This is a genomic window from Clostridium sp. CM037 (assembly GCF_055081095.1).
The window spans coordinates 400,570-421,580 of record NZ_CM143650.1 but is presented as its reverse complement, the minus strand read 5'-3'; the positions used below and the strand labels follow the sequence as shown (position 1 = coordinate 421,580).

Annotated in this window: 37 protein-coding genes; all 37 read right to left on the bottom strand. The window is 34.6% G+C overall.

All coding sequences use genetic code 11. The features are described from left to right. Positions 1-19 precede the first annotated feature (19 nt). Positions 20-361 (bottom strand): 50S ribosomal protein L17, encoded by a 342-nt coding sequence (gene rplQ / locus ACWJKP_RS02245; RefSeq protein WP_165414263.1) that lies wholly within the window; start codon positions 359-361, stop codon positions 20-22. Positions 362-373: 12 nt separating this feature from the next. Then, the gene (locus tag ACWJKP_RS02240) at positions 374-1,321 is read right to left on the bottom strand and encodes a DNA-directed RNA polymerase subunit alpha (protein ID WP_165414262.1); all 948 of its coding nucleotides are present in this window, start codon (positions 1,319-1,321) and stop codon (positions 374-376) included. A gap of 63 nt (positions 1,322-1,384) precedes the next feature. Further along, positions 1,385-2,005, bottom strand: a complete 621-nt coding sequence (rpsD, locus tag ACWJKP_RS02235; RefSeq protein ID WP_165414261.1) for a 30S ribosomal protein S4 — start codon at positions 2,003-2,005, stop codon at positions 1,385-1,387. Between the two features lie 45 nt (positions 2,006-2,050). After that, positions 2,051-2,443, bottom strand: a complete 393-nt coding sequence (rpsK, locus tag ACWJKP_RS02230; protein ID WP_165414260.1) for a 30S ribosomal protein S11 — start codon at positions 2,441-2,443, stop codon at positions 2,051-2,053. Between the two features lie 15 nt (positions 2,444-2,458). Continuing rightward, positions 2,459-2,827, bottom strand: a complete 369-nt coding sequence (gene rpsM, locus ACWJKP_RS02225; RefSeq protein ID WP_165414259.1) for a 30S ribosomal protein S13 — start codon at positions 2,825-2,827, stop codon at positions 2,459-2,461. Positions 2,828-2,956: 129 nt separating this feature from the next. After that, on the bottom strand, positions 2,957-3,070 hold the full coding sequence (gene rpmJ, locus ACWJKP_RS02220) for a 50S ribosomal protein L36 (protein WP_021122033.1): 114 nt from the start codon (positions 3,068-3,070) through the stop codon (positions 2,957-2,959). Between the two features lie 15 nt (positions 3,071-3,085). Further along, on the bottom strand, positions 3,086-3,304 hold the full coding sequence (infA, locus tag ACWJKP_RS02215; RefSeq protein ID WP_125002904.1) for a translation initiation factor IF-1: 219 nt from the start codon (positions 3,302-3,304) through the stop codon (positions 3,086-3,088). Positions 3,305-3,311: 7 nt separating this feature from the next. Then, complete coding sequence (locus tag ACWJKP_RS02210; RefSeq protein WP_462954940.1) at positions 3,312-3,602, bottom strand: RNA-binding protein; 291 nt, start codon at positions 3,600-3,602, stop codon at positions 3,312-3,314. Between the two features lie 5 nt (positions 3,603-3,607). After that, the gene (map, locus tag ACWJKP_RS02205) at positions 3,608-4,354 is read right to left on the bottom strand and encodes a type I methionyl aminopeptidase (protein ID WP_462961387.1); all 747 of its coding nucleotides are present in this window, start codon (positions 4,352-4,354) and stop codon (positions 3,608-3,610) included. Next, on the bottom strand, positions 4,351-5,004 hold the full coding sequence (locus ACWJKP_RS02200; RefSeq protein ID WP_165414256.1) for an adenylate kinase: 654 nt from the start codon (positions 5,002-5,004) through the stop codon (positions 4,351-4,353). The genes map and ACWJKP_RS02200 overlap by 4 nt, the downstream gene beginning before the upstream one ends. A 22-nt stretch (positions 5,005-5,026) precedes the next feature. After that, on the bottom strand, positions 5,027-6,307 hold the full coding sequence (secY, locus tag ACWJKP_RS02195; RefSeq protein ID WP_165414255.1) for a preprotein translocase subunit SecY: 1,281 nt from the start codon (positions 6,305-6,307) through the stop codon (positions 5,027-5,029). Further along, positions 6,308-6,748: a 50S ribosomal protein L15 gene (gene rplO, locus ACWJKP_RS02190; RefSeq protein ID WP_165414254.1), complete on the bottom strand. Its 441-nt coding sequence runs from the start codon at positions 6,746-6,748 to the stop codon at positions 6,308-6,310. 18 nt (positions 6,749-6,766) lie between these two features. Then, positions 6,767-6,946, bottom strand: coding sequence for a 50S ribosomal protein L30 (gene rpmD / locus ACWJKP_RS02185; RefSeq protein WP_165414253.1), 180 nt, complete (start codon positions 6,944-6,946; stop codon positions 6,767-6,769). 12 nt (positions 6,947-6,958) lie between these two features. Beyond that, positions 6,959-7,456, bottom strand: a complete 498-nt coding sequence (gene rpsE / locus ACWJKP_RS02180) for a 30S ribosomal protein S5 (RefSeq protein WP_165414252.1) — start codon at positions 7,454-7,456, stop codon at positions 6,959-6,961. Between the two features lie 17 nt (positions 7,457-7,473). Continuing rightward, positions 7,474-7,836 (bottom strand): 50S ribosomal protein L18, encoded by a 363-nt coding sequence (gene rplR / locus ACWJKP_RS02175; protein WP_165414251.1) that lies wholly within the window; start codon positions 7,834-7,836, stop codon positions 7,474-7,476. Between the two features lie 20 nt (positions 7,837-7,856). Continuing rightward, positions 7,857-8,396 carry a 50S ribosomal protein L6 gene (gene rplF / locus ACWJKP_RS02170; RefSeq protein ID WP_165414250.1) on the bottom strand — a complete coding sequence of 180 codons (540 nt, stop codon included), beginning with the start codon at positions 8,394-8,396 and terminating at the stop codon, positions 7,857-7,859. A 201-nt stretch (positions 8,397-8,597) separates the two neighbouring features. Further along, positions 8,598-8,996, bottom strand: a complete 399-nt coding sequence (gene rpsH, locus ACWJKP_RS02165) for a 30S ribosomal protein S8 (RefSeq protein WP_165414249.1) — start codon at positions 8,994-8,996, stop codon at positions 8,598-8,600. A gap of 32 nt (positions 8,997-9,028) precedes the next feature. Beyond that, on the bottom strand, positions 9,029-9,214 hold the full coding sequence (locus tag ACWJKP_RS02160) for a type Z 30S ribosomal protein S14 (protein ID WP_165414248.1): 186 nt from the start codon (positions 9,212-9,214) through the stop codon (positions 9,029-9,031). Positions 9,215-9,229: 15 nt separating this feature from the next. Next, positions 9,230-9,772, bottom strand: a complete 543-nt coding sequence (gene rplE, locus ACWJKP_RS02155; protein ID WP_165414247.1) for a 50S ribosomal protein L5 — start codon at positions 9,770-9,772, stop codon at positions 9,230-9,232. 22 nt (positions 9,773-9,794) lie between these two features. Next, positions 9,795-10,118, bottom strand: coding sequence for a 50S ribosomal protein L24 (gene rplX, locus ACWJKP_RS02150; protein ID WP_224579081.1), 324 nt, complete (start codon positions 10,116-10,118; stop codon positions 9,795-9,797). Positions 10,119-10,135: 17 nt separating this feature from the next. Further along, positions 10,136-10,504: a 50S ribosomal protein L14 gene (gene rplN, locus ACWJKP_RS02145; protein ID WP_165414246.1), complete on the bottom strand. Its 369-nt coding sequence runs from the start codon at positions 10,502-10,504 to the stop codon at positions 10,136-10,138. Positions 10,505-10,540: 36 nt separating this feature from the next. Next, complete coding sequence (rpsQ, locus tag ACWJKP_RS02140) at positions 10,541-10,795, bottom strand: 30S ribosomal protein S17 (protein ID WP_165414245.1); 255 nt, start codon at positions 10,793-10,795, stop codon at positions 10,541-10,543. 21 nt (positions 10,796-10,816) lie between these two features. Beyond that, positions 10,817-11,029, bottom strand: coding sequence for a 50S ribosomal protein L29 (gene rpmC, locus ACWJKP_RS02135; protein WP_165414244.1), 213 nt, complete (start codon positions 11,027-11,029; stop codon positions 10,817-10,819). Continuing rightward, positions 11,019-11,462, bottom strand: coding sequence for a 50S ribosomal protein L16 (gene rplP / locus ACWJKP_RS02130; RefSeq protein WP_165414243.1), 444 nt, complete (start codon positions 11,460-11,462; stop codon positions 11,019-11,021). Before rplP ends, rpmC begins: the two co-directional genes overlap by 11 nt. Positions 11,463-11,487: 25 nt before the next feature. Then, positions 11,488-12,153 carry a 30S ribosomal protein S3 gene (gene rpsC, locus ACWJKP_RS02125; protein ID WP_165414242.1) on the bottom strand — a complete coding sequence of 222 codons (666 nt, stop codon included), beginning with the start codon at positions 12,151-12,153 and terminating at the stop codon, positions 11,488-11,490. 16 nt (positions 12,154-12,169) lie between these two features. Continuing rightward, the gene (gene rplV / locus ACWJKP_RS02120; RefSeq protein WP_165414241.1) at positions 12,170-12,505 is read right to left on the bottom strand and encodes a 50S ribosomal protein L22; all 336 of its coding nucleotides are present in this window, start codon (positions 12,503-12,505) and stop codon (positions 12,170-12,172) included. A 20-nt stretch (positions 12,506-12,525) separates the two neighbouring features. After that, positions 12,526-12,807, bottom strand: a complete 282-nt coding sequence (gene rpsS, locus ACWJKP_RS02115; RefSeq protein WP_165414240.1) for a 30S ribosomal protein S19 — start codon at positions 12,805-12,807, stop codon at positions 12,526-12,528. A 63-nt stretch (positions 12,808-12,870) separates the two neighbouring features. Then, complete coding sequence (gene rplB, locus ACWJKP_RS02110; RefSeq protein WP_165414239.1) at positions 12,871-13,704, bottom strand: 50S ribosomal protein L2; 834 nt, start codon at positions 13,702-13,704, stop codon at positions 12,871-12,873. 56 nt (positions 13,705-13,760) lie between these two features. Beyond that, complete coding sequence (gene rplW / locus ACWJKP_RS02105; protein ID WP_165414238.1) at positions 13,761-14,054, bottom strand: 50S ribosomal protein L23; 294 nt, start codon at positions 14,052-14,054, stop codon at positions 13,761-13,763. Next, complete coding sequence (gene rplD, locus ACWJKP_RS02100; protein WP_165414237.1) at positions 14,054-14,674, bottom strand: 50S ribosomal protein L4; 621 nt, start codon at positions 14,672-14,674, stop codon at positions 14,054-14,056. The genes rplW and rplD overlap by 1 nt, the downstream gene beginning before the upstream one ends. 23 nt (positions 14,675-14,697) lie before the next feature. Continuing rightward, positions 14,698-15,327, bottom strand: coding sequence for a 50S ribosomal protein L3 (gene rplC, locus ACWJKP_RS02095; protein ID WP_165414236.1), 630 nt, complete (start codon positions 15,325-15,327; stop codon positions 14,698-14,700). Between the two features lie 120 nt (positions 15,328-15,447). After that, complete coding sequence (rpsJ, locus tag ACWJKP_RS02090) at positions 15,448-15,756, bottom strand: 30S ribosomal protein S10 (protein WP_071614633.1); 309 nt, start codon at positions 15,754-15,756, stop codon at positions 15,448-15,450. A 409-nt stretch (positions 15,757-16,165) separates the two neighbouring features. Next, positions 16,166-17,359, bottom strand: a complete 1,194-nt coding sequence (tuf, locus tag ACWJKP_RS02085) for an elongation factor Tu (RefSeq protein WP_224579083.1) — start codon at positions 17,357-17,359, stop codon at positions 16,166-16,168. Between the two features lie 45 nt (positions 17,360-17,404). Next, positions 17,405-19,468: an elongation factor G gene (gene fusA, locus ACWJKP_RS02080; protein ID WP_165414409.1), complete on the bottom strand. Its 2,064-nt coding sequence runs from the start codon at positions 19,466-19,468 to the stop codon at positions 17,405-17,407. A gap of 74 nt (positions 19,469-19,542) precedes the next feature. Next, complete coding sequence (rpsG, locus tag ACWJKP_RS02075; protein WP_165414408.1) at positions 19,543-20,013, bottom strand: 30S ribosomal protein S7; 471 nt, start codon at positions 20,011-20,013, stop codon at positions 19,543-19,545. Between the two features lie 143 nt (positions 20,014-20,156). Then, on the bottom strand, positions 20,157-20,537 hold the full coding sequence (rpsL, locus tag ACWJKP_RS02070; protein WP_165414407.1) for a 30S ribosomal protein S12: 381 nt from the start codon (positions 20,535-20,537) through the stop codon (positions 20,157-20,159). 117 nt (positions 20,538-20,654) lie between these two features. Beyond that, positions 20,655-20,897 carry a ribosomal L7Ae/L30e/S12e/Gadd45 family protein gene (locus ACWJKP_RS02065; protein WP_165414406.1) on the bottom strand — a complete coding sequence of 81 codons (243 nt, stop codon included), beginning with the start codon at positions 20,895-20,897 and terminating at the stop codon, positions 20,655-20,657. Positions 20,898-21,011 lie beyond the last annotated feature (114 nt).

The window sequence follows — 21,011 nt, the reverse complement described above, 5'->3', positions numbered from 1 at the left end:
TTAATCCCCTTTTCTCAAACTATACTAATTCTATTATGCTCATTTCTGCTGCGTCGCCTCTTCTTGGACCCATTTTCATTATCCTAGTATATCCGCCGTTTCTCTCAGCATACTTGGGTGCAATATTCTCAAATAAATCTTTAACAACGCTTTCTTCAGTAATAAATGCAAGTGCTTGCCTTCTAGCATGAAGATCTCCTCTTTTTCCAAGAGTTATCATTCTTTCAGCAAATTTTCTAGTTTCTTTTGCTCTAGTTACTGTAGTTTCAATTTTTCCATATTTCAACAAATTAGTTGCAAGACTTCTAAACATTGCAATTCTTTGATCAGTGGCGCGTCCTAATTTACGATATTGTGCCATGTGTTCTCCTCCTTACTCTTCAGTTAGTTTTAAGTTCAAACTCAAAGCTTGAAGTTTCTGTTCAACTTCTTCAAGTGATTTCTTACCTAAATTTCTAACTTTCATCATATCATCCATTGATCTTTCTGTTAGTTCTTGAACTGTATTAATTCCAGCTCTTTTTAAGCAATTATAGCTTCTAACGGAAAGGTCAAGTTCTTCAATAGTCATCTCAAGAACTTTTTCTTTCTTATCTTCTTCTTTTTCAACCATTATTTCAACATTATCAGCATGATCTGTTAATGTCATAAATAACTTAAAGTGTTCGATAAGGATTTTAGCTGATAAACCAATAGCTTCATCTGGTCTAATTGTTCCATTAGTCCAAATTTCAATAGTTAATTTATCATAATCAGTAATCTGGCCTACTCTAGTGTTTTCAACAGCAAAATTTACTCTCTTAACTGGAGTGTAAATTGAATCTACTGGTATTGTAGCTATTGGCAATTCATCTGTCTTGTTTTTACTCATAGACACATATCCTCTACCTTTGTTAACAGTTAGTTCCATATATAATATAGCATCATCATCTAATGTTGCTATATGTAAATCGGTATTAACGACTTCTATATCTCCATCAGTATTAATATCTGCTCCAGTAACTACTCCAGGTCCTTTAGCATCAATATAAATTGTTTTAGGACCTTCTCCCTCCATTTTAAGTGCTAAGCTTTTGATGTTTAGAATTAATTCTGTAACATCTTCTTTAACACCTTTAACAGTGGAGAATTCGTGAAGTACTGTATCAATCTTAACTGCACTTGTAGCAACTCCAGGTAATGAAGAAAGAAGAATTCTTCTTAATGCATTCCCTAAAGTTATACCATAGCCTCTTTCCAATGGTTCAATTACGAATCTACCATAAGAACCATCTTCAGCTGTTTCTACACATTCTATTTTTGGCTTTTCTATCTCTAACATAATAAACCCTCCTCTTTTTTAATTGGCAACCTATTATGAGGGCAACTGATTCTATATTAATGACTATTTGCTGTATAACTCGACGATTAACGTTTCATTAACAGGAACATCTATATCTTCCCTAGTTGGTTGTGCTAAAACTTTTCCTTCAAATTTCTCTAAGTTAGCTTCTAACCAATTTGGTAAAGCTTTAGGATTTTCAATGAAAACCTTAAACTTCTCAGTAGCTCTGCTCTTTTCACATGCAGATACTACTTCATTTGCTGTTAAACTGTAAGAAGGAATATCTACCTTTTTACCATTAACTAAGAAATGTCCGTGAGTTACTAGTTGCCTAGCTTCTTGTCTTGAATTTCCGTAACCCAATCTATAAACTACATTATCAAGTCTAACTTCTAAAAGTCTTAATAAGTTTTCACCTGTTATTCCTCTTAACTTGTCAGCTTTTTCATAGTATCTTCTAAATTGACTTTCAAGCACTCCGTATATTCTCTTAGCCTTTTGTTTTTCTCTCAATTGTAATCCATAATTAGACATTTTTTTCTTACTCTGTCCATGTTGTCCTGGTGCATAGCCTCTTCTGGCAAATGCACATTTATCTGTAAAGCATCTATCACCCTTAAGGTTTAGCTTCATGCCTTCTCTTCTACAAAGTCTACAAGTAGCTCCAGTATATCTTGCCATTCAAATTACACCTCCTATTTACTCTACTAATTACTATATTAAGTACTATACTCTTCTTCTTTTTGGTGGTCTACATCCATTATGTGGAATTGGAGTAACGTCTTTGATTAATGTGATTTCTAATCCAGCCGCTTGAAGTGATCTAATTGCCGCTTCTCTACCTGCTCCTGGTCCTTTAACAAATACGTCAACACTCTTTAAGCCGTGCTCCATAGCTGCTTTCGTAGCAGCTTCTGCTGCCATTTGAGCTGCAAATGGAGTACTCTTTCTTGATCCTCTAAAACCTAATCCACCTGCACTTGCCCAAGATAAAGCATTACCAGCTGCATCTGTAAGTGTAACGATGGAATTGTTGAAAGTAGACTTTATGTGTGCACAACCGTGCTCAACATTTTTTCTTTCTTTTTTTCTTCTACTTCTTTTAACTTTTTGAGCCATTACATTCCCTCCTTACTATTTCTTCTTACCCGCCATTGTTTTCTTAGGGCCTTTTCTTGTTCTTGCATTAGTTTTAGTTTTTTGCCCTCTTACTGGAAGACCTTTTCTATGTCTTATTCCTCTATAACATCCAACTTCCATTAACCTTTTTATATCTAGTGCAACTCTTCTTCTTAAGTCACCTTCAATAATAAAGTTCTTAGTGATGTATGTTCTTAATTCATTAACTTCTTCTTCAGTTAAGTCCTTAACTCTTGTGTCAGGATTTACTCCTGTTGTTTTAAGGATTCCCTGTGATTTAGTTAAACCAATACCAAATATATATGTTAAACCTATTTCAACTCTTTTTTCCCTTGGTAGGTCAATACCTGCTATTCTTGCCATTTACTGTTTACACCTCCCACGTAATTGTTGTTATAATTTATCACATCTATAATTAAAAACGATATGATAAACATTTATTAATATATTAGCTTTGATATTTAATTCAATATCATTTGTAAATAAAACCGATTAACCTTGCTTTTGTTTATGTTTAGGATTTTCACAGATAACCATTACTCTTCCTTTTCTCTTTATAACCTTACATTTTTCACACATAGGTTTAACTGATGGCCTTACTTTCATAGCTAACCCTCCTTATTACTTGTCTCTCCAAGTTATTCTCCCACGAGTCAAATCATATGGGGAAAGTTCTACTGTAACCTTGTCTCCTGGTAATATTCTTATGAAATTCATTCTTAACTTTCCTGAAATATGAGCTAATATTTTATGCCCACTCTCAAGCTCAACTTGAAATATTGCATTGGGCAAAGTTTCTAATACCACACCTTGCATTTCAATTATATCATCTTTTGACATAAGGTAATTAAACCTCCTTACCAATATCTGCAGACTGCAAAAATATTTTAATTTTAGAATTAGTAACCTCTTTTTTAGATAAAATTATATCTCTAATTTCCTCAGCTACTGTGTGAGTAAATTTTAGATGTTTAACCTTCTTTTTCTTAGGCTTCTCAATCTTTCTTAACTCTCCATCAGAAATATACACATATTCGTTATTTAGTATTCCTACCACAATAAAATTTCTATGCATATCCCTTCCCGCTTTAGAATGTACTACCTTACCTATAAGGCTATTTTTCTCCAAATCATTCACCTCTATTAGTTCAAAGTTAATATTTCAGGACCATTTTTTAAAATAGCAACAGTATTTTCATAATGTGCAGATAAACTGCCATCTCGCGTTACTACCGTCCACTTATTAGACTTTACTTTGACATAATGCTTTCCTATATTTATCATAGGTTCAATTGCAAGTACCATACCATGAACTAACTTAGGTCCTCTATTTGGAACACCATAATTAGGAATTTCTGGTTCCTCATGCATTGACTTACCAATTCCATGACCTACAAAATCCCTAACCACAGAATATCTATGGCCTTCAGCATAACACTGAATTTCAGCAGATATATCTGATACTCTATTACCGATTATAGCTTTTTCAACACCCTTAAAGAAACTGTTTTTAGTGACCTCAATGAGCATTGTAGCTTCATTGGATACTTTTCCTACTGGAAAAGTTCTAGCAGCATCTCCATGATAGCCATTTAATATGGCACCACAATCTATGCTAATTATGTCTCCTTCAAGTAAAATACGGTTAGATGGAATTCCATGAACCACTTCATCATTAACAGATGTACATATGGAAGCTGGAAATCCACAATAACCCTTAAAAGATGGTTTAGCACCTTGTTTTACTATGAACTCTTCAGCTAATTTATCCAGTTCTGCAGTGGTTATTCCAGGTTTTATTACCTGTTCAATTATTACAAGAGCTTCTGAAACCACTTTACCCGCACTTCTCATGTATTGAATTTCCATATCACTTTTTATGTTTATCATTTTTTTATTTCTTCTAAGATACCACAGATACTTTCAAACACGCTGTTAATTTCTAGTGTCCCATCAACTACTGATAGTAAGTTTTTATCATCATAGTACTTTATCAATGGTTGTGTTTGAGCCTCATATATGTCTATCCGTTCATTAACGGTTTCTTCAGTGTCATCAGCTCTTTGTACAATATCACTTCCACATAAATTACATTTTCCGTCCACTTTCGGCGGATTGAATGTAATATGATAGCTAGCACCGCATGTAAGACAAACCCTTCTACCAGTCATTCTACCTAGAATAAATTCTCTAGGCACCTTTATTAATAACGCTGTATCAATGGAGTTACCCTTTCCGTCTAATAAAGTTTTTAAGGCTTCACCTTGATTAACCGTTCTAGGATAGCCATCTAGTAAAAATCCATTACTACAATCTTCATTATTTAACCTATCTTTGATTATATCTATAGTCAATTCATCTGGGACTAAGTGCCCCTTATCAATATGTTTCTTAGCTTCAATTCCAAGAGGGGTTTTTTCTGAAATATTCTTCCTGAATATGTCCCCTGTTGATATATGTGGTATGGAAAATTTATTACTTATGGATTTTGCTTGCGTTCCTTTTCCGGCTCCCGGAGGACCTAACAAGATTATTCTCATAGTATCATCTCCTGGTAATAATTTATTTAAGGAATCCTTGGTAATGTCGCATTACTAATTGTGATTCAAGTTGTCTTAAAGTTTCAAGAGCAACATTCACCATAATTAATAACATTGTACCTCCAAAATATATTCCCTTAAAGTGAGTATATCCCTCTATAAAAATAGGGAATATTGCTATAACAGCGGCAAAAGTTCCTCCCAGTATCGAAACCTTAGTCAATACCTTATCGATATAAGTTGCTGTATTCTCACCTGGTCTAATTCCTGGTATGAAACCTGATGATTTATGCATATTTTCAGCCATTTCATCTGGTTTAAATGTTACCTGAGTATAAAACCATGTAAAGAATACTATTAATACAAAATACACCAATGAATACTTCCAACTGTTTTTTTCAAATATGCTCCAAGGACTTCCTACAATGAACTTTGCAATTGAAGATGTCGGTTTAAGCTGTGCTAGTGTTTCTGGGAATGTCATTACTGACATTGCAAAAATTATACCGATAACTGCAGATGCAGTTACACCAATTGGAATATGAGTTGATTGTCCTTTAAAAACCTTGTTTCCAACAGCTTTTCCGGCATATTGAACTGGAATTCTTCTTTCACCTAAACTTGCTATTACTACTGCAACTAATAATGCTATAGCAACTACAATAAACATTATAACCTCTACAAAATTTACAGTGCCTGCCTTCTGAAGTTCAGAAATTTTATACACTGTTGAAGGTAATCCAGATACCATATTAATAAAAATTATTAATGAAATACCATTACCTATACCTTTACCTGTGATTTGTTCACCTATCCACACCAAAAATGTTGATGCAGTAGTCATCGTTAGTATCACTAAAAATATGGCTAAACTAGATGTATCTGTGAATGCTCCAGTACCTGCAATAACTGCATACATACCGAGGGCCTGTAAAGCACCCAGCACTATTGAAACATATCTAGTAAGGTCTTGTATTCTCTTACGTCCTTCAACCCCTTCTTTAGAAAGCTGCTCTAAATACGGGACTGCTATTACAAGTAACTGCATTATGATTGATGCGGTTATGTATGGACCAACACCCATAGCAAAAATACTAAATTTACTTAATGCGCCACCCGACATCAAATCATAAAAACTAATTAATGTTCCACCATTACTAGTTAAGTCTACAAGTTTGCTAGCATCTACACCTGGAACAGGAATATAAATACCCATCCGCATAATTGCAACCATAAGTAGCGTGAATATCATACGCTTTTTTAAATCAGGAACTTTCCAGGCATTACGTAGGGTTGATAACATTTATATCACCTCAACTTTTCCTCCAGCTGTTTCAATTTTCTCAGCTGCTCCTTTAGAAAATCTTGATACTTTTACAGTTAATTTCTTTTCTAAATCACCATTTCCAAGTATCTTAACTCCATCATATGCTTTTCTTATGACTCTTCTCTCTAATAGCAATTCTGTTGTAACTTCTGTACCATCTTCGAACATATTCAGTCTATCTACATTTATACAAGAATATTTTTTCGCAAAAATATTTGTGAACCCTCTTTTAGGTAATCTTCTGTATAAAGGCATCTGACCTCCTTCAAATCCTGGTCTTGTTCCTCCACCTGATCTAGAGTTTTGTCCATCTTGACCTCTTCCTGCAGTTTTTCCCCATCCTGAACCAGTACCTCTACCGATTCTCTTAGGAGATTTTTTGGAACCTTCCGCAGGTCTTAAATCTTGAAGTTTCATGTCAACACCTCCTCTTTTTTATACTTGCTCTACTTTTACTAGATATATAATTTTGTTAATCATACCTGTGATCTGAGGAGTTTCCTCGTGCTCAACACTATTTCTTATTTTTTTTAATCCTAAAGCATTAACTGTAGCTATATGTTCTTTTTTTCTACCTATTAAGCTTTTAACCAATGTTATTTTAACTTTAGCCAAGGTTTTCCCCTCCTATCTTAGAATTTCTTCTACGGTCTTGCCTCTTAATTTAGCAACGTCTTCTACTGTTCTTAAACCTGCTAAACCTTCGATAGTAGCATTAACCACATTTCTTGCATTACTAGAGCCTAAAGATTTAGCTCTAACATCCTTTAATCCTGATAATTCTAGAACTGCTCTAACTGGACCACCAGCTAAAATTCCTGTACCTTCAGCGCCTGGCATTATGTGTATAACTGAAGTACCAAACTTTCCATCAATAGTATGTGGAATAGTTGTTCCAACCATAGCTACATTTATTAAGTTCTTTTTAGCATCTTCTATTCCTTTTCTAATTGCTTCAGGAATTTCTACAGATTTACCCATTCCAACGCCAACGTGTCCGTTTTCGTCTCCAACAACAACTAGTGCGCTGAATCTGAAGTTTCTTCCACCTTTAACAACCTTAGCAACTCTGTTTATATTAACTACTTTTTCTTTAAGATCTAATGTGCTAGGATCTATTTTCATGTGTTTCCCTCCTTCTCTTAGAATTTAAGTCCAGCTTCTCTTGCTCCCTCAGCGAGAATTTGCACTCTACCGTGGTATACATATCCGCCTCTATCAAATACTACTTCTTCTATTCCTTTTTCAAGCGCTCTTTCAGCAATCATTTTTCCTACTAATTTAGCAGCATCTTTATTGCTTCCTATCTTTTGTTCAAAAGCTTTATCTACGCTTGAAGCAGAAACTAGTGTGATTCTTGCAACATCATCTATTACTTGAGCATATATGTTCTTTTCACTTCTATATACAGCTAATCTAGGTCTTTGTGCTGTACCAGAGATCTTTTTACGAACTCTAAGATGACGCTTAACTCTTGACTTTTGTCTATCTTCCTTCTTGAACACATCATTCACTCCTTCCTACTTTATTTACCTGTTTTACCTTCCTTACGTCTGACAACTTCGCCAGAATATCTAATTCCTTTTCCTTTGTAAGGTTCTGGTTTTCTCCAAGCTCTTATTGTTGCTGCAACAGCTCCAACTAATTGTTTATCAGTACCTTTTACTATAATTTTGTTAGCATCAGGTAATTCAAATTGGATTCCTGCAACTGCATCTATTTCAACTGGATGTGAATATCCAAGACTTAATGTTATTTTAGTGCCTTTTAACTGAGCTCTATAACCGACACCAACTAACTCAAGCGTTTTTTGGTATCCCTCTGTTACTCCAATAACCATATTGTTTATCAATGATCTTGTCAATCCATGAAGAGCTCTATGTTCTTTTACATCGCTTGGTCTTGTAACTACTACAGTATTATCTTCCATAGCTATATTCATTTTAGTACTCATGCTTTGAGTTAACTCACCTTTTGGTCCTTTTACATTTACAACATTCATTGGTGAAACTGCAACAGTCACTCCATTAGGTATAGCTACTGGAAGTCTTCCGATTCTCGACATACTTACACCTCCTGTATTCTTTTTAGACACATAACAATTATTAATTGCTACGTCTCGTATGTTCCTTTTAAATACTAACCAATTCTTAATTGTTTAGTCTCTATATTACTTTAGGCACATAACAACTTTGTTTTTCCATGAATTATCTATTATTACTATGTACATAATAACTCAATACTGTTATGCATTAAAATTATTATATTACCAAATGTAACAAATAACTTCTCCGCCTAAACCTAATTTCCTAGCATCTCTATCTGCTACTAGACCTTTTGAAGTTGATATTATAGCAACTCCTAATCCGTTTAGTACCTTTGGAATATCCTCATTTTTAGAATATACTCTTAAACCTGGCTTAGATATTCTCTTAAGTCCAGTGATAACTCTTTCCTTGTTTTGACCATACTTCATTGCAAGTCTCATCATTGGAACAACGCCATCATTATACTCTTCAATGTTTTTAAGGTATCCTTCTTGAAGCAATATATTTGCAATTTCCTTCTTTATAGTTGAAGAAGGTATTTCTACTATTTCATGTCTAACAACATTTGCATTTCTTATACGTGTTAGCAAATCTGCGATTGGGTCAGTCATAACCATTTTTCGTGCCTCCTTTCATTAGAATGTTCTAATTACCAACTTGCTTTTCTGCAACCAGGAATTTCTCCCTTGTGTGCAAGCTCTCTAAAACAGATACGGCATATACCAAATTTTTGTAAAACAGAATGTGGTCTTCCACAAAGTCTACATCTTGTATAAGCTCTAGTTGTAAATTTAGGTTCTTTTTTCCATTTTTCTATTAAAGCCTTACGTGCCATATGTTTCCCTCCCTATTATTGAGCAAATGGCATTCCAAGGAATCTTAATAACTCTCTTGCTTCCTCGTCTGTCTTTGCTGTAGTAACAAATATTATATCCATGCCTCTTATTTTATCAATTTTATCATAGTCTATTTCAGGAAATATAAGTTGTTCTTTAATCCCTATAGCGTAATTCCCTCTTCCGTCAAATGCTTTAGAAGAAGCTCCTCTAAAATCTCTAACTCTAGGTAATGCAACGTTCATTAATTTATCTGCAAATTCGAACATTTGAGTTTTTCTTAATGTAACTTTACAACCTATTGGAGTATTTTCTCTTAACTTAAAGTTAGCTATTGACTTCTTTGCTCTTGTTATAATTGGTTTTTGACCCGCTATAATCTGCATATCGCTAAGAGCTGCATCTAAAACTTTAGAATTGTCTTTAGCTTCTCCAACTCCCATATTTAAAACAATTTTTTCAAGCTTTGGTACTTCCATTATATTTTTATAACCGAATTTTTCCATTAGCGCTTGAACTACTTCATTATCATATTTTTCTTGTAGTCTTGAACTCATATGTTAAACCTCCTTTCAGGAATTAAAATGTTTCTACACATTTCTTACAAACTCTTACTTTAGTTCCATCTTCTAGAATTTTGCTACTTATTCTTGTTACATTTTTGCATTTTGTACAATATAACATAACTTTTGAACTATTTATAGCTGCTTCTCTGTGAGTTATTCCACCTTGCATATTTTGTTTGCTTGGTTTTTGATGTTTTGTAACTACACTAACATCTTTCACTAAAACTTTACCAGTTTTAGGGTATACAGCTAAGACTTCGCTTATTTTGCCTTTGTCTTTACCTGATATAACCATTACTGTATCTTTTTTTCTTACGTGCATTTTTTTAACTGCCATGTTAGACACCTCCTATCTTATAGAACTTCAGGCGCTAATGATAAGATCTTACTGAAGTCTTTATCTCTTAACTCCCTTGCAACAGGTCCGAATATACGAGTTCCCTTTGGGGTTTTGTCGTCTTTTATGATAACAGCTGCATTATCATCAAATTTGACGTATGATCCATCCGCTCTTCTTAATCCTTTTACTGATCTAACTATAACTGCCTTAACTACTTCACCTTTTTTAACAACTCCACCTGGTGTTGCACTTTTTACGCTAGCAACTATTGTATCGCTGATGTTTCCCCATTTTCTCTTAGAACCACCTAATACTCTAATACACATAATTTCCTTTGCACCAGAATTATCCGCAACTTTTAATCTCGATTGCTGTTGTATCATATCAAATACCCTCCTTTCAGTTGTTAGACCGAAATACTATTTAGCTTTTTCAACTATTCCAGTAATTCTCCATCTTTTATCTTTAGACAATGGTCTAGTTTCCATAATTGTAACTTTATCATTGATTTTAGCTTCATTTTTTTCATCATGAGCTTTAAATTTTGTTGTTGTATTAAGTATTTTTCCGTATAGTGGGTGACGAACTTTTGTTTCAATTGCAACAACTATTGTCTTATCCATTTTATCAGAAACTACTTTACCTGTTCTTGTTTTTCTATTATTTCTTTCCACAAGAGCAACCTCCTTTCAGTTTTACTGTTCAAAAGCTTTTATTTCTTCTTGCCTAAGAATGGTCTTAATTTGGGCTATAGATTTTTTCACTTGTTTAATTCTCATAGGGTTTTCTAGTTGCCCTGTAGCTAACTGAAATCTAAGGTTAAATAATTCTGCCTTTAGATCAGACATTTTCACTAGCAAATCTTGAGGATTACTTTGTCTTAATTCTTTTAATTCATTAGCCTTCAATGACTTCACCACCCATTTCCTCAAAATCTTTTCTAGATACAAACTTAGTTTTAATTGGAAGTTTGTGTGAAGCAAGTCTCATTGCTTCTCTAGCAGCTTCTTCTGTTACTCCTGCAATTTCAAATAAGACTCTACCTGGTTTAACAACTGCTACCCAATATTCTACTGATCCTTTACCAGAACCCATACGAGTTTCAGCCGGTTTTTCAGTTACTGGCTTATCAGGGAAGATTTTTATCCAAACCTTTCCGCCTCTTTTTACTTCTCTATTGATAGCAACTCTGGCAGCTTCTATTTGATTACTTTTAACCCAGCCACATTCCATAGCTTGTAATGCATACTCACCATATGCAATAAAGTTTCCTCTTGTAGCTTTTCCTCTCATTCTACCACGTTGAACCTTACGATGTTTAGATCTCTTAGGCATTAACATGTCTTATTCCTCCTTCCTTACACTTCTACGCTTTTATTTCTTCCTTAACGATTTTCTTTGTAGGAAGAACTTCGCCTCTATATACCCAAACTTTTACGCCAATTTTACCATATATTGTATCTGCTTCTGCAAATCCATAGTCTATATCAGCTCTCAAAGTTTGTAATGGTATTGTACCTTCATGATAGTGTTCAGTCCTAGCTATTTCTGCTCCGCCAAGTCTTCCTCCACATGAAATTTTAACACCTTTTACGCCAGATCTCATAGCTCTTTGAATTGTTTGTTTCATTGCTCTTCTAAAAGAAATTCTCTTTTCTAATTGCGAAGAAACATTTTCAGCCATTAATTGAGCGTTGTTTTCAGCTTGTTTTACTTCTACTATGTTAATTAAAACATTCTTATCTGTTATAATTTTTTTCATATCTAACTTTATAGCTTCAATTCCAGAGCCACCTCTACCAATAACCATTCCTGGTTTAGCAGTGTGTATGTTGATTTTAACTCTTTTAGCAGCTCTTTCAATTTCAATTTTAGAAATTCCAGCTGTGTAAAGTTTACTTTTTAAGAATTCTCTAATCTTAAAATCTTCAACAAGATTATCTGCAAAATTCTTTTTATCTGCATACCATTTAGAACTCCAGTCTTTTATTACACCAACCCTAAAGCCGTGTGGATGTACTTTTTGTCCCACGCTAAAACCCTCCTTCTTATGATCTTTCCGTAACTATAATAGTTATATGGCTAGATCTTTTTCTTATTCTATAAGCTCTTCCTTGTGCACGCGGTCTAAATCTCTTAAGTGTTGGACCCTGACATGCATAAGCCTTAGCAACGTATAGTCTATTGATATCTAAATTTAAATTGTTCTCTGCATTTGCTACAGCTGATTTTAGTACTTTAGTTACTACTTCAGCTGCATTTTTTGGAGTGTATTGTAATATAGCAAAAGCTTCATTTACATTTTTATCTCTTATTAAATCAAGAACAATCCCGATTTTCATTGAGGACGTTCTCACATATTTAGCTATAGCTTTAGCCTCCATGATTGTCTCCTCCTTCCACACTATTTTACTCTGCTTGTTTTTTCTCTAACAATGTGTCCTTTAAATGTTCTAGTTAAAGCAAATTCGCCTAATTTATGTCCTACCATATCTTCTAAAACATAAACTGGTACATGTTTTCTTCCATCATGTACTGCGATAGTATGCCCTATCATTTGCGGGAAAATAGTAGAACTTCTTGACCAAGTCTTTATTACTTTTTTCTCGCCATTTTTATTCATTTCGTTAATTCTGTTTAACAAAACTTCTTGTACATAAGGTCCTTTTTTAACTGATCTACTCATTTTTGTGGCCTCCCTTCATACACCGTAACCATTGTTTTAAAAAGAATTTTAATTCTCTTCAAACTATTTTCTATTTTTTCCCTTGACAATAAATTTGTCAGAGTATTTTTTGGTTTTCCTAGTTTTATATCCTAGTGCCGGTTTACCCCATGGAGTCATCGGACTAGCGTGACCTATAGGAGATTTACCTTCTCCACCACCATGTGGATGATCGCAAGGATTCATTACTGAACCTCTGACTGTAGGTCTAAACCCTAAGTGTCTTTTTCTTCCTGCTTTACCTATGTTAACAATACCATGAGTTACATTAGAAACCGTTCCTATAGTAGCTCTACAATTTACTCTAACATATCTTACTTCACCACTTGGAAGTCTTACTTGAGCATATTCTCCTTCTTTAGCCATAAGTTGCGCTGAAGAACCTGCTGATCTTACAAGTTGAGCACCTTTTCCAACCTGTAGTTCTATATTATGAATCGTAGAACCTGTTGGTATATTAATTATTGGAAGAGTATTCCCAACTTTTATATCAGAATCAGCACCGGATACAATTACATCTCCAACTTTTAATCCAACTGGAGCAATTATGTATCTTTTTTCACCATCAGAATATGCAACAAGAGCTATGTAAGCAGATCTATTTGGATCGTACTCAATTGTAGAAACTTTTGCTGGAATATTATCTTTAGTTCTTTTGAAATCTATTAGTCTGTAACTTTGTTTTGCTCCACCACCTCGGTGACGAACAGTTATTTTACCTTGATTATTTCTACCACCTGATCTTTTTGTGCTTACAAGAAGTGATTTTAATGGCTTATCTGTTGTTATTTCTGCGAAATCAGCCATAGTCATATTTCTTCTTGAAGGTGTGGTCGGTCTAAATTTCTTAATTCCCATGTGACTTTCCTCCTTCTTTCTCGCTTATCTGGCCTCTGCCAATACCTGCTTAATAATTACATTCCATCAAAAAACTCAATTGTCTTGCTTTCTGTTGTTAAAGTAACAATAGCTTTTTTGAAGTCAGCTCTTTTTCCAATGTGAACCCCAACTCTTTTAGTTTTACCTATATTTCTTAGTGTTCTTACATTTTCAACTTTAACTCCAAATACTTCTTCTACTGCTTTTTTAACTTGAGTTTTATTTGCATGAATATCAACTATAAAGGTGTATTTTTTTTCCGCCATTACAGCCATACTTTTTTCAGTAATTATCGGCTTTCTTATAATATCATGGCTAGTTAGCTTCATTATATATACACCTCCTCAATTTTAGATACAGCATCCTTTGTAACTATGAATTTTTCATACTTTAGTATGTCATAAACATTCAAATTATTTACTGGTGATACTTGTACTCCAGGTATGTTTCTTGCTGATTTATAGATATTTTCTTCTGACTTTTCAACAACTATTAAAGTTTTTTTAGCATCAAAAGCTTTTAAAACCTCTAACATTGCTTTAGTTTTTGGTGAGTCAAATTCTAAACTATCTATAACTACCATTTCATTTGAAGCTACCTTAGCTGATAAAGCTGACTTGAAAGCAACTCTTCTCATTGTCTTCGGTACAGACATACGGTAATCTCTTGGCTTTGGAGCAAATACTATACCACCATGTATCCATTGTGGCGCTCTTATAGAACCTTGTCTTGCTCTACCAGTTCCTTTTTGTCTCCAAGGCTTTATACCACCGCCTCGAACTTCAGCTCTAGTTTTAGCTGATTGAGTTCCTTGTCTTTTATTTGCAAGTTGTGCTACTACAACTTGATGCATAGCATCTGTGTTGACCTCAACTCCAAATATATTTTCATTTAGTTGAATATCTCCAACCTTTTGTCCTTCTTTACTAAATAAATCTAATGTAAGCATTCTGCATCCTCCTTTCTTTAAAGTTACGCTTTAACAGCATTTCTTATTACAACTGTGCCTTTGTTAGGTCCCGGTATACCACCTTTAACTAATATAATGTTCTTTTCAGGCATTACTTTAACTATTTCAAGGTTTATTACTGTTCTACTAACATTACCCATATGACCTGGCATACGTTTGTTTTTAAACGTTTTTGATGGATCGGAAGATGCTCCCATTGATCCAACTGCTCTATGGAATTTAGATCCATGACTCATTGGTCCTGTATGCTGATTCCATCTTTTAATACAACCTTGGAATCCTTTTCCCTTAGATATTCCTGATACGTCAATTTTATCTCCAGCAGCGAATATATCTGCCTTAAATTCTTGACCTACTTCATAGGCACTTATATCTTCCATTCTAAATTCTTTTACGAATCTTTTTAAAGATGTTCCTGCTTTAGCGAATTGTCCTTGCATTGGCTTGTTAACTAACTTTTCTCTTATGTCACCAAAGCCAACTTTAATTGCATTGTAACCATCATTTTCGATAGTTTTCTTTTGAATAACAACACATGGACCTGCTTCAACAACTGTTACTGGAACAACTCTTTTATTTTCATCAAATATTTGAGTCATACCAAGTTTTTTACCCATTATTGCTTTTTTCATGAAAATACACCTCCTACTTATTAGCGGACCACATTAGTGATCATAACAGTTAGTAATATTAATTTAATGCTTACGTACAGTAAATTATACTTATACGCTTCATCGCACTTATATGTACGCTTATAGTTTTATTTCGATATCAACACCAGCTGGTAAGTCTAATCTCATTAAGGCATCAACAGTTTTAGGTGATGGACTAATTATATCTATTAGTCTCTTATGAGTTCTTATTTCAAATTGTTCTCTTGAATCTTTATACTTGTGTGGAGCTCTCAACACTGTAATTACATCTTTTTCTGTAGGTAGCGGTACTGGACCAGCTACTTTAGCTCCTGTACTTTTAGCTGTTTGAACAATTTTCTCAGCTGATTGATCTAATATGTTGTGATCAAAAGCCTTTAATCTAATTCTGATTTTTTGTTTTATCATTATTATTTCCTCCTTTTCATCGCACGCTCTACTTCTTACGTGCAACAGCGGATGTTCTGTAAACTGCTCCGGGTGTTTCATGTAATAAATGCATGAAACAATCGTAGGAACCCCGTCGTCCGATTCAAGATCAGGACATGCTCGGTGAAGAATTACCCGGAAGTCCGGCAACCTCTTACCTCATCACTGTTACCACAATACAACTTCTAAAGTATACAACACTTCTTTTGCTTTGACAAGTATTTTTTCACTATTATTTCATAATTTTTATATTTGTGGTTTCTGCTTATATTTATACAAAAGTTTTATTGTATTTAAAAGGAGAAGAGCGTCCTCTTCTCCTTAATAATAAAAGCTTTTATTATTATTGAAATTCATCAATTGATGGTTATAAATACATTGTAAATTATTATTTAACTATTGAAGTAACAACTCCTGAACCTACTGTTCTTCCACCTTCTCTGATTGCGAATCTTAATCCCTCATCCATTGCTACTTGAGTGATTAGTTCAACATTCATGTCTATGTGATCTCCTGGCATTACCATTTCCATTCCGTCTGGTAATTTTATTGATCCAGTTACATCAGTTGTTCTGAAATAAAACTGTGGTCTATATCCGTCGAAGAATGGAGTATGTCTTCCGCCTTCTTCTTTTTTAAGTACATATACTTGACCTACAAATTTATCATGTGGATGTATTGAACCTGGTTTAGAAAGTACTTGACCTCTTTGAATATCTGTTCTTTGTACTCCTCTTAGTAATGCTCCGATGTTGTCTCCGGCCATTGCTTGATCTAAAAGTTTTCTAAACATTTCAACTCCTGTACATACAACTTTTCTTTTATCTTCGCTAAGTCCTACGATTTCTACTTCTTCTCCAACCTTAAGTATTCCAGCTTCAACTCTTCCTGTAGCAACTGTTCCTCTACCTGTGATTGTGAATACATCTTCTACTGGCATTAAGAATGCTTTATCTGTTGCTCTTGTTGGTGTTGGAATGTAGCTATCTACTGCTTCCATTAATTCAGTTATGCATTTTGATGCTTCTTCATCAGTTGGGTTTTCTAATGCTTTTAACGCTGATCCTGTTACTACTGGGATGTCGTCACCAGGGAAGTCATACTCACTTAATAATTCTCTTACTTCCATTTCAACAAGTTCTAATAATTCTGGATCATCTACCATATCTGCTTTGTTTAAGAATACTACTATATATCCTACTCCAACTCTGCTTGCTAATAGTATATGCTCTCTTGTTTGAGGCATTGGGCCATCTGCTGCACTAACAACTAGAATTGCTCCATCCATTTGTGCTGCGCCTGTGATCATGTTCTTTACATAATCTGCATGTCCTGGGCAATCAACATGTGCATAATGTCTATTATCTGTTTCATACTCAACATGTGATGTATTTATTGTAATTCCTCTTTCTCTTTCCTCAGGTGCTTTGTCAATTTGGTCAAACCTAGATACTTCTGCTAGACCTTTAGTTGCGAGTACTGCTGTTATTGCAGCTGTTAATGTTGTCTTGCCGTGATCTACGTGCCCTATTGTTCCAATGTTTACGTGTGGTTTGCTTCTTTCAAACTTTGCCTTTGCCATTTTGTATTCCTCCTTATATTTGCATATTATCTTATATTTTGCTTGTTATTTACTTCCTATAACTTGTTCTTGAATACCCTTTGGAACTGGTTCATATGCAGCAAATTCCATACTGTATACTCCTCTACCCTGAGTTCTTGATCTAAGCGTCGTAGCATATCCAAACATTTCTGATAATGCAACCATTGCTCTAATTACTTGAGCGCCTGATTGAGCTTCCATTCCTTCTATTCTACCTCTTCTTGAATTAATGTCTCCCATAACATCTCCCATGTACTCTTCTGGCACTGTTACTTCGACCTTCATTATTGGTTCAAGCAAAACTGGATCTGCTTTTGCCATACCGTTCTTGAATGCCATTGAACCAGCAACCTTAAATGCCATTTCGTTTGAGTCAACATCATGGTATGATCCATCAACTACTTTAACTTTAAAGTTAAGAACTGGGTATCCACCAAGAATACCGGTTTTTGATGCTTCTTTAATTCCGTTCTCAATTGGAGATATAAATTCTCTTGGAATAGATCCACCAACCGTACAATTTTCAAATGAGTAAGGTTCAGTAGTTGGTATTAACTCTATCCAACAGTGACCGTATTGTCCACGTCCACCTGATTGTTTAATGTATTTACCTTCTGCTTTAACTGCTTTTCGTATTGTTTCTTTATAAGCCACTTGTGGTTTTCCTACATTACATTCAACTTTAAATTCTCTTTGAAGTCTATCAACAATAATTTCTAGATGAAGCTCGCCCATACCACCAATTATTGTTTGACCTGTTTCTTGATCAGTATAAGTTTGGAAAGTAGGATCTTCTTCAGAAAGCTTTGCAAGTGACATACCCATTCTTTCCTGACCAGCTTTTGTTTTTGGCTCAATAGCTACATGAATAACTGGATCTGGGAAGTCCATGGTTTCAAACAATATTGGATGATCTTCATCACATAAAGTTTCTCCAGTAGTTGTATTTTTAAGTCCAATTACTGCACCTAATTCACCTGAACGTAATTCTTCAACTTCTTCTCTGTGATTAGCATGCATTTTAACTAGTCTACCAACTCTTTCTTTTTTACCTTTGTTAGCATTTAATACATATGTACCAGTTTTCATTACGCCTGAGTAAACTCTTGTAAACGCAAGTCTGCCAACAAAGGGATCTGTAGCTATTTTAAACGCTAATGCTGCCATTGGCTCATCATCACTTGGGTGTCTTTCCATTTCTTCACCAGTATCAACATCTTGTCCTTTGGTAGCTGGTATATCAAGTGGTGACGGCATGTATTCTATAACAGCATCTATCATCATTTGAACGCCTTTATTCTTATATGAAGAACCACAAATTACAGGTACTATTTCATTCTTAATTACACCTTTTCGTAATGCTGCTTTTAATTCTTCTTCACTTATTTCTTCACCATCAAGATATTTCATCATAAGCTCTTCATCTAGTTCAGCTATTGCTTCAACCATAGCCGATCTGTATTCTTCTGCTAACGCTTTCATATCTTCTGGAATTTCTATTTCTTCTATTTGTGTTCCTAGATCATCTCTATAGACTTCTGCAACATTTCTAACTAAATCTATAATACCTAGGAATCCTTCTTCTTTACCTATTGGAAGCTGTATTGGAACTGCATTAGCATGAAGTCTTTCTCTCATCATGTCTACAACGTGATAGAAGTCTGCACCCATTATATCCATTTTGTTAACATATGCCATTCTTGGTACCTTATATTTAGTCGCTTGTCTCCATACTGTTTCAGATTGTGGTTCTACTCCGCCTTTTGCACAGAATACTGAAACTGCACCATCAAGTACTCTTAAAGATCTTTCAACTTCAACTGTGAAATCTACGTGCCCTGGTGTATCAATGATATTTATGTTATAACCCTTCCAGAAACAAGTTGTAGCCGCAGAAGTTATTGTTATACCTCTTTCCTGTTCTTGTACCATCCAGTCCATAGTAGCTCCACCATCATGAACCTCACCAATCTTGTGTGTTTTTCCTGTATAGAATAATATACGCTCAGTTGTTGTTGTTTTACCAGCATCAATATGAGCCATAATACCTATATTACGGAATTTTTCTAAAGAATATTCTCTACCCACTATTTGCGCCTCCTGTCAACGAGTGATTTTAAATTTGACAAAACTGTCTTGGCAAAGCCAAAACAGTTTTAATATTAATACCTGTAATGAGCAAAAGCCTTGTTAGCTTCAGCCATTTTATGAATATCTTCTCTCTTCTTTACTGCTGCTCCAGTATTGTTTGCAGCTTCGAGTAATTCGTTAGCAAGTTTTTCTCTTGCATACTTCTCTCCTCTATTATCTGCAGCAATAAGCAACCATCTTAGACCTAATGTCTGTCTTCTCTCAGGTCTAACTTCGATAGGCACTTGATAATTAGCTCCACCTATTCTTCTAGCTTTTACTTCAAGTAATGGCATAACATTATTTAATGCTTCTTCAAAAACCTCTAAAGGTTCTTTACCTGTTTTTTCTTTGATTATGTCAAAAGCCTCATAGCATATTTTTTGTGCTACTCCTCTTTTACCATCCTCCATTACATTGTTTATTAACTTTGTAACGACTTTGCTGTTGTACATAGGATCTGGTAATACATCTCTTTTTGCAATATATCCTTTTCTCGGCACTTTACTTCCCTCCTTAACAATTTTAATTAACTCATAGGTACTCGATATCTCTACCGCAAAGTACTCTGTACTCCTGCAAATGTATGTAAATATAAATTTTCATATATATAAATGCTGAAGACATTGCACCTTAATTCAAAGCATTATTTTTTTTGCTTTGGTCTCTTAGTACCGTATTTAGATCTACTTTGTAGTCTGCCCGCAACTCCAGCAGAGTCTAATGTCCCTCTGATGACGTGGTATCTAACTCCTGGTAAATCCTTAACTTTTCCACCTCTTATAAGTACAACACTATGTTCTTGTAAATTGTGGCCTACACCTGGTATATAAGCAGTAACTTCGTATCCGTTTGTAAGTCTAACTCTTGCTACTTTTCTTAATGCTGAGTTTGGCTTTTTAGGAGTTGTTGTTTTAACTACTGTACAAACTCCTCTTTTTTGCGGACAGTTCTTCAATGCTGGTGCAGCTGATTTTGTTGCTAATGTCTTTCTGCCTTTTCTTACTAATTGATTGATAGTTGGCATGATTTCACCCCCTCATTTTTGTAAGCTGTTCTTCATTTATATCAATGCAGCGTAACATAACTAAATGGCAATGTTACCGCATGGATATATCTATATTATTTAGTTGCTAGCATTAATTTAATCTTCGAAACGCAATGCTGTTGCTGATGCAACATCTATATCACAAAGATTTCCTAATTCTTTCATTGTGTCTACAAATATTATTTGTAGGGAATTAACCTTGGCTAGTTTTAGAATAGGATCAGTAATACTACTATCAGCATCTTTGGCTATATACAAAACTTTACCCCGACTATTCTTTAACGCTTTTAGGGTTTGTTTAACTCCAACGACTTTCTGACCTACAATTTTACCTACCATTTCTAACCCCCTTCACAATTATAATCAAAAGATTTACCTAATTAAGATGCATCTACTCGATTTAAATCACACACAAGGTGTATTTTATCATTTTACTATCACCCTGTCAACTAG

Excerpts from the sequence above, each read along its gene's own strand:
- rplQ (WP_165414263.1), bottom strand. The coding sequence starts at position 361 with ATGGCACAATATCGTAAATTAGGACGCGCCACTGATCAAAGAATTGCA.
- ACWJKP_RS02240 (WP_165414262.1), bottom strand. The coding sequence starts at position 1,321 with ATGTTAGAGATAGAAAAGCCAAAAATAGAATGTGTAGAAACAGCTGAA.
- rpsD (WP_165414261.1), bottom strand. The coding sequence starts at position 2,005 with ATGGCAAGATATACTGGAGCTACTTGTAGACTTTGTAGAAGAGAAGGC.
- rpsK (WP_165414260.1), bottom strand. The coding sequence starts at position 2,443 with ATGGCTCAAAAAGTTAAAAGAAGTAGAAGAAAAAAAGAAAGAAAAAAT.
- rpsM (WP_165414259.1), bottom strand. The coding sequence starts at position 2,827 with ATGGCAAGAATAGCAGGTATTGACCTACCAAGGGAAAAAAGAGTTGAA.
- rpmJ (WP_021122033.1), bottom strand. The coding sequence starts at position 3,070 with ATGAAAGTAAGGCCATCAGTTAAACCTATGTGTGAAAAATGTAAGGTT.
- infA (WP_125002904.1), bottom strand. The coding sequence starts at position 3,304 with ATGTCAAAAGATGATATAATTGAAATGCAAGGTGTGGTATTAGAAACT.
- map (WP_462961387.1), bottom strand. The coding sequence starts at position 4,354 with ATGATAAACATAAAAAGTGATATGGAAATTCAATACATGAGAAGTGCG.
- ACWJKP_RS02200 (WP_165414256.1), bottom strand. The coding sequence starts at position 5,004 with ATGAGAATAATCTTGTTAGGTCCTCCGGGAGCCGGAAAAGGAACGCAA.
- secY (WP_165414255.1), bottom strand. The coding sequence starts at position 6,307 with ATGTTATCAACCCTACGTAATGCCTGGAAAGTTCCTGATTTAAAAAAG.
- rplO (WP_165414254.1), bottom strand. The coding sequence starts at position 6,748 with ATGAAACTTCAAGATTTAAGACCTGCGGAAGGTTCCAAAAAATCTCCT.
- rpsE (WP_165414252.1), bottom strand. The coding sequence starts at position 7,456 with ATGAAAATAGATCCTAGCACATTAGATCTTAAAGAAAAAGTAGTTAAT.
- rplF (WP_165414250.1), bottom strand. The coding sequence starts at position 8,396 with ATGTCGAGAATCGGAAGACTTCCAGTAGCTATACCTAATGGAGTGACT.
- rpsH (WP_165414249.1), bottom strand. The coding sequence starts at position 8,996 with ATGGTTATGACTGACCCAATCGCAGATTTGCTAACACGTATAAGAAAT.
- ACWJKP_RS02160 (WP_165414248.1), bottom strand. The coding sequence starts at position 9,214 with ATGGCACGTAAGGCTTTAATAGAAAAATGGAAAAAAGAACCTAAATTT.
- rplE (WP_165414247.1), bottom strand. The coding sequence starts at position 9,772 with ATGAGTTCAAGACTACAAGAAAAATATGATAATGAAGTAGTTCAAGCG.
- rplX (WP_224579081.1), bottom strand. The coding sequence starts at position 10,118 with ATGGCAGTTAAAAAAATGCACGTAAGAAAAAAAGATACAGTAATGGTT.
- rplN (WP_165414246.1), bottom strand. The coding sequence starts at position 10,504 with ATGATACAACAGCAATCGAGATTAAAAGTTGCGGATAATTCTGGTGCA.
- rplP (WP_165414243.1), bottom strand. The coding sequence starts at position 11,462 with ATGTTAATGCCTAAGAGATCTAAACATCGTAAGGTTCAACGTGGTAGA.
- rplV (WP_165414241.1), bottom strand. The coding sequence starts at position 12,505 with ATGGAGGCTAAAGCTATAGCTAAATATGTGAGAACGTCCTCAATGAAA.
- rpsS (WP_165414240.1), bottom strand. The coding sequence starts at position 12,807 with ATGAGTAGATCAGTTAAAAAAGGACCTTATGTACAAGAAGTTTTGTTA.
- rplB (WP_165414239.1), bottom strand. The coding sequence starts at position 13,704 with ATGGGAATTAAGAAATTTAGACCGACCACACCTTCAAGAAGAAATATG.
- rplW (WP_165414238.1), bottom strand. The coding sequence starts at position 14,054 with ATGAAGCTAACTAGCCATGATATTATAAGAAAGCCGATAATTACTGAA.
- rplD (WP_165414237.1), bottom strand. The coding sequence starts at position 14,674 with ATGCTTACATTAGATTTATTTAGTAAAGAAGGACAAAAGGTTGGAGAT.
- rplC (WP_165414236.1), bottom strand. The coding sequence starts at position 15,327 with ATGAAAAAAGCAATAATGGGTAAAAAACTTGGTATGACTCAAATATTT.
- rpsJ (WP_071614633.1), bottom strand. The coding sequence starts at position 15,756 with ATGATAAAACAAAAAATCAGAATTAGATTAAAGGCTTTTGATCACAAC.
- tuf (WP_224579083.1), bottom strand. The coding sequence starts at position 17,359 with ATGGCAAAGGCAAAGTTTGAAAGAAGCAAACCACACGTAAACATTGGA.
- rpsL (WP_165414407.1), bottom strand. The coding sequence starts at position 20,537 with ATGCCAACTATCAATCAATTAGTAAGAAAAGGCAGAAAGACATTAGCA.
- ACWJKP_RS02065 (WP_165414406.1), bottom strand. The coding sequence starts at position 20,897 with ATGGTAGGTAAAATTGTAGGTCAGAAAGTCGTTGGAGTTAAACAAACC.